The organism is Sulfurospirillum deleyianum DSM 6946 (assembly GCF_000024885.1).
Classification (GTDB): domain Bacteria; phylum Campylobacterota; class Campylobacteria; order Campylobacterales; family Sulfurospirillaceae; genus Sulfurospirillum; species Sulfurospirillum deleyianum.
In genome coordinates this window covers 243,449-256,367 of record NC_013512.1, presented here as the reverse complement: position 1 = coordinate 256,367, position 12,919 = coordinate 243,449, and the positions used below count along the sequence as shown (strand labels likewise).

Sequence of the window (12,919 nt, the reverse complement as noted above, 5' to 3'; positions counted from 1 at the left end):
TTATCGCTCAATCATAGGCATTGGTTTACTAAACAAATAGCCTTGTGAGAAGTTTACATGTAAAGATTCAAGCTTAGCTTGAACCTCCGGATTATCGACAAATTCAGCCACCACCTTGTAGCCCATTTTATGCGCAAACGAGACCATGGTATCAACCATCATAAAATTCACTTCATTGATATGAATATCTCGAATCAACGAGCCATCTATCTTTAAAAAATCAATATCAAGCTTGATAAGATACGAAAAATTAGAATAACCCGTTCCAAAGTCATCAATGGCTATGCGACATCCCAACTTTTTCGCCTCATAAATAAAATGGATAATCTCATGAAAATTTTCAATACCCTCAGATTCAACAATTTCTAAAATAACCCGATGCCCACATTGAAAATTTTTAATATGCTCAAACAAAGACTCCTTGACAGAAGAGGAGAGCATATCGCCTTTGGTGAGATTGATTGAAAAATCAAACGGCAAATCTTTAAAGTAGGCAAACACCTTTTGAATCATAATCTTGGTCAGTTTCTCATACAACCTTGTTTTCTTCGCCTGTTCTAAAAAATGATAGGGACTTAAATAACTCCCATCCTCTTCTTGCAAACGCATCAGCACTTCATACTTGGTGATTTGATGCAGTGTATTGTCATAAATACCTTGAAAGAAAGGCACAATACGGTCATTTTCAATGGCATATTTTATCTTTTGAATCGTATATAAATTGTGTTTGGTTTTTTGTTTTAATCCCTCATCTTCATCACGGTAAAACAGTATCAACTTATTCTCTTTTTTTGCCTCTTTAAGCGCAATGTGCGAACGCATGTACACTTTAGCATCCCTGCCCTCAGCCACACCCACATTGAGCCTTAGCACAACTTCATATCCGTGAATCGTGAAAACTTTTTTCTCTAACTCTTTGACACTTTTAGTAATAAATGCATCTATACCATCATTTTTCAAATCATTACCGCATAAAAGAATTGCAAACTCATCACCATTGATACGAAACACCACATCACTGCAATTATGAAAACTCGTCGCTAAAAAACGCCCTACATATTTTAAAAGCTCATCACCCACATCATAGCCCAAATAGTCATTGATCTCTGAAAATCCAACCAAATTAATCAAAACCAACAATTTAGGCTGATGGTCTAAATTTAAACGGTAAAAGAGGGCTTCTCTGTTTCCAAAGCCTGTGAGTTCATCCTTAAAATGCTTCTCAATAATTCTCTCTTTAAGCACCAACTCTGTGATATCAAAATGCGCACAAATATACTCTAAAATCTCCCCATTTTCATCCAAAATAGGCATAATCGTATTTTGCAAATAATGCGTTTGCCCACTTTTATTAACCCCTTTGGTTATGCCTTTCCATATCTCTTTTTTACGTATTGTTGCCCAAAGATCATCATACAAAGAAGGGTCAGCATCACTGGGTCTAAAAATACGGTGGCTTTGCCCTAAAATCTCCTCTTTTGAAAAACCAGCCATGGCACAAAAAGGCTCACTGACATAGGTAATCACCTTATCAACACTCACCTTAGAGACCATACAAGATGCGTCTAATATTTTTTTATACTGATTAAGAAAATTGACATTAACATCGAGTTCATGCTGAGTTGTATTGACTAAATGGGTAAGGGCTTTGAGGGTTGAACAGTGTACTTCTGGCGTTTTAGTCACCGTATGATTCACCATAAAATCAGATTCACTGAGTCCTAAAACCGTAGTAGCAAGATTAAAAAGCTGATTTTTACGCTTGGAGTGAAAAAACTCCCCATAGGTAAAAAATCCAGCCGTTGGCGCAATATTTTCTAAAAGCTCACACTCATAATTTAAATGCTCTTTGAGAAAAAGTTGTCGTGCACTACACGAATAGACAAAAAGTGCTTCTACTGGTTTTTCATCCATTTTTTCTTGTAAAAGTAAGGCTTTTTGCATAATCTCCTCAACATTTCCAATGGCAAAACGTATTGTATCTCCTACAATAAGATGCCCTGCATAGTGAAACGAACCATCTGTGTTTTGAGCAATTAAAGAACGATACACTTCGATGCCATCAGACATTTTCATAAATGGAAATTCCATCGCATTGTAAGGAAATTTTTTCACACTACCGCTTCCTAAATAGTGCTCATAAATTGACTTTACAGGCACACCATCAATTTCGTAGAGTGCGTTATTGTGTGCTTTGGTTACTAAAAACTCTTTACCTAAAGGTGTCCAACCTAAAGAATACGCACTATTTACATGTAAAGATTTTCCACGTAAACCAACCAACACAATACCCCGTTCTACGATTTGATTTTCATAGATAATAGACGTTTTTTGAAGTAAAAATTTATCCGCAACATTACCCCCTGCTAAAGGAATATGCGAGGCGTGCATATTAAATCCTTCTAAAAAAGATTCACTATCATCTTCTCCAAAAGGGTGTGAAAAAGCGATGCATACTTTGGTATCATCCTCTAAAAGTGCCTGTGCAGCTTTTTTCCCATTTTCAAAACTGGCATCCTCAAAATAATAAACTTTCGCTTGAGATTTTTCAAGATGGCAAAAACTGATTTGTATCGAATGCGAATATATCACTCCAGAAGCTATCTCTCCAGCGGTACTAGCACCAATGAGTACACTATTAGAAAAAAAGGATTTTAAAAAGGAGATAACAGAAGAGAGTTGATGGTGTTCGACTTCACCACAAAAAAGTTGAATGAGTAAGTGCTCATCGCCTTTAAAAGTACTTTTAACAAAGACTTCTAACGCCTCAAGCGTTTGATAGGTATGGTTGATTAATTTCACAAAAATGCCCCAGATAGTATTTTGTAATTCCTTTAAGGCGGCGATACATGGGAAATTCTATCACAATAAAACCATTTTACCAATAAAAAAAACCCCCAATTTTGGGGGTTTTTGACTATTTTTTTAGCCTACGAAGGTTTGACCCGCATAGAGAATGTAAAGTCTTAAGAAAACAACACCCACAAGTACGACTACGGAATTAAGCAAAATGTAACCTACACGGTACGCATGGTGTCTTAAAGCCGTTACCGCAATTAAAAGAGGCGTAGCAATACCAATCCCAATCACACCAATCCAGAAGACATATGCCCACACACCTGTGGTTAAAGCTTGGATAGCAACGAGTGTTTTATCGCCTCCTTGAAAATACATACCCACAAAGAGTGCAAATAAAAGCAACAACTCCATCGGTACCACTCTTAAGTCAAGCTCCAAAAGGTATTTGGCATTTTTTTGGTTGACCTCTGATTTGAAAAAGAGAAGTCCAAACAAAATCGAAGCCGCAACGCCTGATGAAAGCCCAGAAGCGAGAAAAAGAATCGGCAACAACGGTGTGTTAAAGAGCGGATAACTGTACATGGCTGAGAGTAAAAAGCCTGTATAGATACCGATGATAACCGCAAACAAGAAAAGGGTTCGCTCTAACCATGCTGGATTGTCGCCAATACTGTCAATGATGCCTTTAAACGGTTTTAAAAGTCCTGCAAAAGGACCCGTTTCAAACAACCACGGTTTAAACTTAATCGCTGCGTAAATGAAACTCAGTGGCGTATAGATAAAAAGGCCTAAAACACCCAGTGTCATCACCGAGCTAAAGTTATAATGAATCAACAATTTCCAAAAATGAAGCGGTCTTGTTAAGTCAAAAATCAATAAAAACAGACCCAAACAAATGGTCAGTGGCGCTAGAAGCGCACCTGCTTTAATCAAACCATCCCATGGCGCTTTGTTGTTACCTTCTATCCATTTTACCATCAAAGAGGTCATCGCCGCACCCGCAGAGAGTCCTGCTAAAAAAAGATAAACCGCAATCGGCCAATGCCATATAAGTGTTGAGTATTGCTCTAATGAGCCTGCGATGTGATTCATGATTTGATCCCTCCTTTATGGTTTGGTACAATAAACATTTTTGGCTTTGTTCCAAGTCTCTCTTTTTGTTGGTACGTGACACGCTCTGAAAGCACGGTGTTGATTTTGCTTTGAGGGTCATTTAAATCCCCAAATACCAACGCTTCTGTGGGACACACGGTCACACACGCAGGCTCTTCGCCTCTGCTTAAGCGTGATTCGTAGCAAAAGGTACATTTATTGGGCGCTTTGGTTACTGGGTCTACGTAACGTGCTTGATACGGACAGGCTGCCACACAGTACAAACATCCCACGCACAAGTCCACATCTACAAGCACGATGCCATCTTCATTTTTAAACGAAGCGTGGGTTGGACAGACGTTGACACACGGTGTATTTTCACAATGCACACACGATTGGCGGTGGTATTCGTAGCCTAGTGTTCCATTGGGATACTCTTCAGGCTTAATCCACACTTGCAAACGATAGACTGATTCTGGTAGTTGATTTTCGGATCTACACGCAACATTGCACGCTTGACAGCCGATGCAGAGATTGTTGTCGTGGACCATTGCATATTTTTTTGCCATTGTTCTCTCCTCCCCTTACGCTTTTTTAACTTTAACGCCAACAACATGCAGGTTCATACCGCAGTTAGCCGATACATGTGGCGAATAAAGCGCATTACTATGAACACCTTTGCCATAGGCACGTTTTAGCTCTTTACTCACATGACCAAATCCAAAGTAAGCAAACACCGTATCTTCTCTAACCCCTTTGGTCACGAGGGCTTTGCCTTTTTGGCTAGAGTATTTGTTATAAACCTCGATATTATCGCCATTTTTAATGCCCAGTCGTGCTGCTGTTTTTGGATGAATCCACACCGCCGCATCATCCAATAAGTTATTAAGCCACACATTGTTACCGTTATGACCATTGGTACGAACGGCTGATTTTCCATTGATAAAATAGAGCTCATCATTCTCTTTGTATTTGTACGGCTCGTAACTAAGGGCTCCTTTTTTAGAAACCTCTTCAAGTTTGGGACTAAAGAGTTTAATTTTGTGAGGAAAATCGATCGTGCCTTCCTCATTAACATGCACCGCGGCAGATGGAAATTTTTTCACAAAATTTGCAACACTTTTTTTATCTTGCAATAAAAGAGGCACACCAAAACTCGCACTGCCGTTGGCTTTGAGTTTGGCGAGTAAATCAATATTATCGCCCACTTGTTGCAAACGATAATCCTCAATGTCTTTGTATGGGAAGTACGCACTTAAACCCATTTTTTCCGCTAACTCTTTTGCCACACGCCAACCCGGACGTGCATCGCCTACGGGTTCAACCACTTTTTGGCGACCCACACCGTAACTTGGGTTTTTGCTACCACTGGCGGTAAACTCTTCATCTCTTTCAAGATAGGTCGTATCTGGAAGAACAACATCCGCAAACCATGCCGTATCGGAGACTTGAATGTCATGAACGACCACCAAATCCATCGCCTTCAGCGCTTTAATGACATTTTCCATATTCGATTGTGTCATCACAGGATTATTACGGGCAATAAACCAACCATGAATTTTGTAACCTACTCCTGGAAGCTCTTTAAGTGCCGCATGTGGCACCAACGTCACAATACCAGCCCCTTTTTTGGCTAAGAAAAATTCACTGTCTTTTTCGCCAATTCTATCAATGCGAGGAACACTCACTTTTGGATACGCAGGAATTTTTGGTTTTTTAAGTTTAGGTGCTTTGGGATCACCCTCACCGATAAACTGGTTGTAAAAATCCGCACTTTTACCCAAATAGTATCCACCCTCTTTCTCCACAGCACCCACAAGAGCATTTACCATCATCATCGCACGGCGAAGCTCTAACTCTTGAGGAGTAAATGTTACACGGTGACCATAGTCAAAAACCGCTTTTGGAGCCGCTTTTGCAAACTCTCTGGCTAAGCGTTTAATCGTATCGGCTGGAATATCACACTCAACAGCCATCTTCTCAGGAGTATATGGTTCAACAGAAGCTTTTAACTCCTCAAACCCTTCACAATACTTCTCAACAAATTTTTTATCGTAAAGATTTTCATGAATCAAGGTATGAATAAACGCCAAAACAAATGGCAAATCATGCCCTGGTTTAATCGCATGCCATTCGGTTGATTTGGCTGCCATGGTTGAAAGTCTAGGCTCTAACGTGACGAGTTTCGCACCATGAGAAAGGGCATCCATATACGCACGAGCATACGAGATAACAATCCCTTCAAAAACATTGTGACCCATGTTGATAATGTATTTGGCTTTGGCAAAATCACGCCCAATACTTCCGTGATTGTAGACATCTTTCGCCGCCATACCATACGCTAATGGACAGGTTGCTTCGTGTCCAAACAGGTTATGAGAACCATAGGCTTGTGCGAGGTTGTGAAACCATGTTTTTGTCCAACCGCTACGGGCAGTAAATGCCACCGTATGCGCACCATGCTTTTGTTTGATTTCATCGAGTTTTTTGGCAATGAAAGTGTATGCTTCGTCCCAACTGACCTCTTTCCACTTTCCCTCACCTCTCTCGCCCACACGCATAATAGGTTTGACTAAACGTTGTGGGTCATAAAGCTGATTAAACCCTGCCGAACCTCTCGCACACACTTTTCCCCCACGGCTTTTATCCTTTGGATTGCCACGAATGAACATCCCTTTTCCATCTTCCACACGTGCTTCGATGGTACAAGAACTCGTACACATTTCACAAATACTCGGTGTAAATTTTGTGTTGCCCTTGTACTGTTTTTTGATCTCATCCATGGCACCTAAAGTTCCAGGGATGCTCGAAAAACCTGCAACGGCTGCTGCAGTAGAAGAGAGCTTGAGAAAGCCTCTTCGGCTAAGCATTTGAGTCATCTTTCATCCTTTTCATAAGATTTGATAGTGGTATCTTAGGAAAGCTATGTAAATTTTATGTAAATTTGAAAGACGAATTTTAATTTATATTTTTTTGTTTGATTTTAAACTAAGAGGCTTTTTGTGGGAATTGAAGTAGATGAGTGACGTAAAAACATAGTAAAATTTTATGTTTTTACGTTTTACATGTGAGGTGTTCTTCTGGAAGTTGCATTTACTTCTTATACTAAAATTGCCAAACGTTAAGAATAGAAACCTGAGCCTTTTAATTTTATATTTTACTTGACAAATAGAGACATTTTACATTAGACTTCTTGTATGACCCCTTGAAATATCAAGAGTTTCAAAAGTGATGTGCTATGTTTAAAAACGCTTATTTCAATGGGTTGTGAACAAAATCTAATACATAAAGAACAAACATGAATCAATTAACGTTTTTTCAAACATTAAAAAATAAAATCAAAATAAAGGGACAGAACAATAAAATATTAGTTGATGGCACTATAAAAATATCTAAAACAAAAGTCGTCATTAAAGGATCAAACAACACCTTGCATATCAAAAATGGTGTCAAGATGAACGGTTCTTTTATAGAAATAGTTGGCGATAATTGTCAAATAATAATAGGCAAAAATTCAATTATAGGTGATGGATGTTATCTCTCTGCAAAAGAAAAAGATATAACATTAACAATAGGCGATGATTGTATGCTGAGTAGAAATGCTAAGCTGATGACCTCTGATGGGCATCCTATCGTTCAGAACGCACAGGTAATAAACTGCGCTAAAGATATTATACTAAGCGATAAAATATGGATAGCCGATAATGTAGTAATACTCAAGGGTGTGCATATCGGAGCAAACTCTGTGATCGGGATAGGCTCTGTTTTGACAAAATCAATCCCATGCAATGCCATAGCAGCCGGTAACCCCGCAAAAATTGTCAAAGAAGGCATCAGTTGGGAGCATTAAAGCTCTACCAAATTCTTTTTGACCTCTTCTAGCACTATTTTTTTATTCTCATTATCACGTGGTAAACTAAAATACTTTTGGAAGTTTTCTTCTCCAATGCTCTTCCACCTTTTAGGACTTGCAAAAAGATTATCTGCAAAAAATGTCATAGTCGGTGTTCCCATCAGCGAAGCGAGATGATACGTTCCGGTTGAAGTAGAAATAAAGAGTTTAAAATGACTCACTAATTTTGCAAAGTAAACCAATCCTTCAATCGAGAGATAAAAAAGGGCATTGACATCAACGAGTCTCTTTTGCATCGTTTCATAAAGAGCTTTTTCATCCGGGCCAAATGTAAGTACGACTTGATATCTGCCTTGTTTGATAACTTCACGGATAAGCACTTCATACTCATCAAGATTCAAATTTGCATCGCTTGAGCCTCCAAAACCTACATGAAAAGCTATTATGGGTTGAGTTATTTGATGCTTTTTACAAAAATCATCATAAATAGCCTTTGCATCATTAAACTCCAAAAGCGGTTTTTTATACGCTAAATTGATATCACTAAACAGAGCTTTTGAGAGTTCTAAGTTATACTCAAACTCTGCCATCTTCACTTCGCTTCGTCTTTGCAGCACTCTTTTGGTATAAAAAATTTGAGCAATTTTTGTTGCAGGTGCTATTCTTGTGGGTATTCGTGCTAAAAACTGGGCAATAGCAACTCTTGTATTTGAAAACAGGGTTACAGAAGCATCTATTTTTGCTCTTTTAATTTTTTTTGCCAAATCAAAGACATTCTCGCCATTATCCACAATCACCTCATCTATAAAATCGCAACTTTGTGCCAATGTTTTATTAAGCGGTGCGACACAAGCAATAATTTTATTTTTTGGATCATAGTGTTTTAGTACATAAAACGTGGGAAGCGCTGTTATAAAATCACCTAATTTATCTGTACGTACCACTAAAATATTCATCACTTTTCCTTAATTTTATTATCTAACCGACTCTAGGTAAGAAAGGCGGTTATTAAATTTTAAAACGATCAATAGTCATCCCCAAATTTTCAGCTCGTTCAGTTAAATGCTTGGATGCTTGAGAAATCTCTTCAACACTGCGTGTATTTTCACTAGAAAGTTTATAAATCTCCCCAATGGCTTCTAAAATAGCATGCGTTTGGTGCGTGTTAGAATCTGAGAGCTTCGCCATTGCTTGATTAGTGCGATTTGCATGCTCCATGGTTTGTGAAACATTTTGAATCGCTTCTTGGACATTACGAGAATCATCTACTAATAATGTCATGGATTTGGCGTTATGATTTATTGCATCTGCGCTATGACTAATAGCTTGAACAATCACATTAATCGTCACATTAATTTCAACTAAACTCTTTTGCGTTCGCTCTGCTAACTTACGAACTTCATCTGCAACTACGGCAAAGCCACGTCCATGTTCTCCCGCACGCGCCGCTTCAATGGCAGCATTCAGCGCTAGAAGATTGGTCTGATCAGCAATATCAGATATCACACCAAGAACACCTCGTACATCATTGGCTTGATTGCTTAATTCGGTTAATTTATACGCAATATCCATCTCATTTTTTGCTGTGTTTTCCACATTATTGACGAGAGTCAGTAGATGCATTTGTGATGTTTCAAGTGCCTCAACCGCTTTGCTAATATCCTCTTGTGTTTGATTCATCGTAATCATTGCATTGTTTAAATCCTGCGTGATTGCTTTTCCTTTTTCTGAAGCATTTTGAAGCAATGTTGACTCTTTTAAGGCATTATCACCAATCGCAGAAGAGGTACTAAAAAGCTGATTGGCTAGTGTTAAATTTTCATATCCAGACGCTTTAACTTCTCTTAGAGATGTCGCAAAAGAGAGCAATAATTCAGACGTTGCATCTGCAATCAACGAAACTTCATTGCGACACGGTATCTCTAATTTTGTGCGTAAATCTTTTTCTTGAGCACTGTGGGTAATTTCGGTCTCTAATATTCGAAGGGGAGTAACCACTAAGCGTTTTAATCCTAGAAATATGACTAAAACCGTTGCCATAAAAATCACACCAATTAAAGCAATATAATAATAACTAATTTTAAGCGTTTCACTAATTTTGCTTTCAACTTTTTCTTTAGGAACACCTAAAATATTGTATCCGATACGTTGATTGTTATTATCATAAACAGGAAGAGATACCACAAAATAGTCTCCAGAAAAAAGATACTTCTCTTTGATTAAGGCTTCCATATCAAGGGATTTTGCAAAATCTTTCACCTCTTTAGAAAACCATTTATCATTGCTCATAGCATAGGCACCCACCATCTCCATTTTTGAAAGAAGAGGATGTTTAGAAGCAACAGACGCATCAATGAGTTGAATATATTTAACACCCTCTTTTTCAAAATCACGGGAGATACTTCCTACACCCTGAGAGAGATTGACCACACCCAACAAAGTACCCTCTTTTGTGATAATCGGCGCCACGGTTGCAAGTACAAATCCACTGTGTTGCACTGCCCAACTCGATTGAAGTTTTTTTGTTTGAATAGCCACTACATAATTTGATAGCATAGACAAATCATCGCCAAACTTTTTTGCATCCCAACTGCGTGAAAAAGATTTTAAATCTGCCGTTGCAACGTGAATGCGTATGCCTTGATAATTGGTTTTATTTTTAAAAGAATTGGCTACATTTTTCAAAATAAGATGGGTACTTTCACGATCGTTATTTTTGATACTCTCTTGCAATGCAGCCATTTCAGCTAACTCAACAGAAGCAATAATCCCCACATCGTTTTTTACATGTAACTCATCTTGAATCTTCATAGCCAAATAATCACGCTCTTGTGTTTTTTCCTTTTCACTTAAAAAAGATTGCGCATTAAAACTAATAAGCGAAACAATCACCACCGTAAAAAGAGCGATTAGCACCATCAAGCGTATAATCTGAGCCGAAATATGAGTACCTTTGAGCATCTATTTTCCTTTGAAAAACATAAGCGTGAATGGTATCATATTTTCGTCATTATTTTTATAAAAATCTTTCAAATCTAATAATACTAATGATTTAAAAAACAGGGTTCAGGAGTTTACTTTTTTAATTGATAACGCATCATTTTCAATTTTTACACCAACACCATTTAAAAAACCTTTCTGCCATGTTGGATTACACTTTTTTGATGCGCTCTTTCTATCGCTTTATCACTTAAAATTAAGTGTTCATCACGATAAGGATGGCTTACATGTAAAATACTTGAAACCTCTAAAGGTTTGGCGATGATCCCTTTGATGTCACTTCCCTCATACTGTACTCTTTCGACCTCAAACCCTGCTAAAATCAAAGCATCGTATACGGCTTGATACGAGGTTGAGGCGACCAAAACGCCTGTGGGTTTGAGATGTATTTTTAAGAGCTTGATAAACTCTAAACTCACCAATGAAGCGTTGTTGTGCTCCACAAATGGGTCAAGAAAAATCACATCAAAAAGCCCATCCAATCTCTGCACACCATAACGTGCTTCTCTATTGAAAAACGATACTGTCGCATAATGTTCTTCATAGCGTTTACATGTAAAAAGTGCTTCAAGAAGCTTTACATGTAAAGCATCTCCTACAACCTCAGCACTCTGTTTGAGAAGCATTCTATCCTGTTCCATCGCTTTTACATGTAAAGAAAACGTGGAGCATTGTTGGGCAACACGCAACGCTTCAAGGGTGTTGTATCCCATGCCAAAACCAATGTCTAAAAGCGTAACATCGCTCTTGTCCAGACGCTCTTTAAGCTTAGAGCCCTTAATAAAAAGTGTATGTGCTTGCATGAACGCTCCCGCTTTGGGATGGTAATAATCCTTATAGTTCGCACTGTAAAAGGTCATACTTCCATCTTCTAAGCTTATAGCGTGAGGTATTTCATAACTTAAGGGAGGTTGCGCTTCCACCAAATCGCCCTGTCTGATACCTCGGTAGCGCATACTTTGCGCCACGTATTCACCAAAGTGAGCTTTTTCCATCTGCCACAGTGGGGCTATCAGCTCTTTTTTAGGAGTATCGGTTGCGAGACGAATAATGGGAATATGTGAGGGAATGAGACGCAAAAGGCTTATCAGAGCCTCAGCGTATTCGTATTCATTTAAGAGTTGAAAGGGCGCTACCTCATACTCACGAGCCAACTGCGTACCAGAGATAATATGCAAATTATGAAATTTTATCCCATCAATACCCGCTTCCACCAAGCCTTTCACACTCTCTTCCCACATGCAAAAACTCTCATCGGGTAACCCTAAAATCAAATGCGCATAGACCTTTAAACCCTTTACATGTAACCGCTCAATCGCTTCAAGCGAAGCGTGCGCACTGTGCCCACGGTTGATGCGCTCTAGACTTACATCCTGCAGACTTTGCACACCAAGCTCCACCACCACATCCAAACGGCTGTTGAGCTCTGCTAAATATTCCAGCGTTGCTTCACTCAAACAATCAGGTCGTGTACCAATGTGCAACGCTTTAAAGGGATAAAGATTTAAAAGCCTCTCATACGCCTCTTTTTGTTTTAAAATGGAGGCAAAGGTTCCTGTGTAGGCTTGAATATAGAGCGCAAAAGAGGTGGCGTTGTAACGTTTTTTGGCAAATACAATCGCTTTTTCTATCTGCTCTTCAACATTTTTAGCATCAGCAATTTGTGCCGCACGAGCACCGTGTTCGGGACAAAAAGTGCACCCTCCATTCCCATCACGTTCTCGGTTGGGACAGCCAAAGTCTAAATTGACAGGGATGCTAAAAAGCGCTTCGCCATAATGGCATTTCATCGCTTCTTTATGGCTAAGATAGGGGAGCATTATTTAAAAAAGAGTTTGCGTATTTTGGTTAAACCTAACTGCATTCCGCTAAACATCATTACCTTTGCCATCTTGTTCCACATCGACTTTTCATAACAAGGATTGGGACATTTACGACAACTGGGTTTATGCTCATGCGGACAATTTTTAAGCCTTCCATAGGCATATATGAACAGCGTCTCACACTCTTCGCAGAGATGATAGGGCAATTCACACAAAGACTTTTCTTGAAAAGCAACCTCCAGCACACCCTTTTTCTTGGGAACATCATGGTGTTTTTTGTCGCAATGAAGTTGAATAAAACGGTGTAACGTCTGGCTATCGTTTTGGAGTTTTTCAGGAGTCATTGTTTCTC

General features: G+C 38.8%; 8 protein-coding genes and 1 pseudogene. 1 reads left to right on the top strand and 8 read right to left on the bottom strand.

Features of this window, described 5'->3' with window-relative positions; translation table 11 throughout:
- The 4 genes from SDEL_RS01370 to phsA form a co-directional block, all read right to left on the bottom strand.
- Complete coding sequence (locus SDEL_RS01370) at positions 1 to 2,802, bottom strand: EAL domain-containing protein (RefSeq protein WP_012856071.1); 2,802 nt, start codon at positions 2,800 to 2,802, stop codon at positions 1 to 3.
- 123 nt (positions 2,803 to 2,925) lie between these two features.
- Complete coding sequence (gene nrfD, locus SDEL_RS01365) at positions 2,926 to 3,891, bottom strand: NrfD/PsrC family molybdoenzyme membrane anchor subunit (RefSeq protein WP_012856070.1); 966 nt, start codon at positions 3,889 to 3,891, stop codon at positions 2,926 to 2,928.
- Positions 3,888 to 4,460, bottom strand: coding sequence for a 4Fe-4S dicluster domain-containing protein (locus SDEL_RS01360; protein WP_012856069.1), 573 nt, complete (start codon positions 4,458 to 4,460; stop codon positions 3,888 to 3,890). The genes nrfD and SDEL_RS01360 overlap by 4 nt, the downstream gene beginning before the upstream one ends.
- Before the next feature lie 15 nt (positions 4,461 to 4,475).
- Positions 4,476 to 6,770, bottom strand: a complete 2,295-nt coding sequence (phsA, locus tag SDEL_RS01355) for a thiosulfate reductase PhsA (RefSeq protein ID WP_012856068.1) — start codon at positions 6,768 to 6,770, stop codon at positions 4,476 to 4,478.
- Positions 6,771 to 7,189: 419 nt separating this feature from the next.
- Here phsA and SDEL_RS01350 point away from each other — a divergent pair, with 419 nt between their 5' ends.
- Positions 7,190 to 7,741 carry an acyltransferase gene (locus SDEL_RS01350; RefSeq protein WP_012856067.1) on the top strand — a complete coding sequence of 184 codons (552 nt, stop codon included), beginning with the start codon at positions 7,190 to 7,192 and terminating at the stop codon, positions 7,739 to 7,741.
- Here SDEL_RS01350 and SDEL_RS01345 read toward each other — a convergent pair.
- The 4 genes and pseudogenes from SDEL_RS01345 to SDEL_RS01330 form a co-directional block, all read right to left on the bottom strand.
- Positions 7,738 to 8,700 (bottom strand): glycosyltransferase family 9 protein, encoded by a 963-nt coding sequence (locus SDEL_RS01345; RefSeq protein ID WP_012856066.1) that lies wholly within the window; start codon positions 8,698 to 8,700, stop codon positions 7,738 to 7,740. The two genes, SDEL_RS01350 and SDEL_RS01345, sit on opposite strands and share 4 nt — an antisense overlap.
- Positions 8,701 to 8,752: 52 nt before the next feature.
- A pseudogene (locus tag SDEL_RS12345) lies at positions 8,753 to 10,486 on the bottom strand (methyl-accepting chemotaxis protein); the annotation flags it as partial.
- A gap of 383 nt (positions 10,487 to 10,869) precedes the next feature.
- Complete coding sequence (mnmL, locus tag SDEL_RS01335; protein WP_012856064.1) at positions 10,870 to 12,564, bottom strand: tRNA modification radical SAM protein MnmL/YtqA; 1,695 nt, start codon at positions 12,562 to 12,564, stop codon at positions 10,870 to 10,872.
- A complete protein-coding gene (locus SDEL_RS01330) occupies positions 12,564 to 12,911 on the bottom strand; it encodes a nitrous oxide-stimulated promoter family protein (protein WP_012856063.1) in 348 nt (115 codons plus the stop codon). Before SDEL_RS01330 ends, mnmL begins: the two co-directional genes overlap by 1 nt.
- Positions 12,912 to 12,919 lie beyond the last annotated feature (8 nt).

Bases quoted from the DNA above. Each gene is read 5' to 3' on its own strand.
- SDEL_RS01345 (WP_012856066.1), bottom strand. From the start codon at position 8,700: ATGAATATTTTAGTGGTACGTACAGATAAATTAGGTGATTTTATAACA.
- SDEL_RS01350 (WP_012856067.1), top strand. From the start codon at position 7,190: ATGAATCAATTAACGTTTTTTCAAACATTAAAAAATAAAATCAAAATA.
- SDEL_RS01360 (WP_012856069.1), bottom strand. From the start codon at position 4,460: ATGGCAAAAAAATATGCAATGGTCCACGACAACAATCTCTGCATCGGC.
- phsA (WP_012856068.1), bottom strand. From the start codon at position 6,770: ATGACTCAAATGCTTAGCCGAAGAGGCTTTCTCAAGCTCTCTTCTACT.
- nrfD (WP_012856070.1), bottom strand. From the start codon at position 3,891: ATGAATCACATCGCAGGCTCATTAGAGCAATACTCAACACTTATATGG.
- SDEL_RS01330 (WP_012856063.1), bottom strand. From the start codon at position 12,911: ATGACTCCTGAAAAACTCCAAAACGATAGCCAGACGTTACACCGTTTT.
- mnmL (WP_012856064.1), bottom strand. From the start codon at position 12,564: ATGCTCCCCTATCTTAGCCATAAAGAAGCGATGAAATGCCATTATGGC.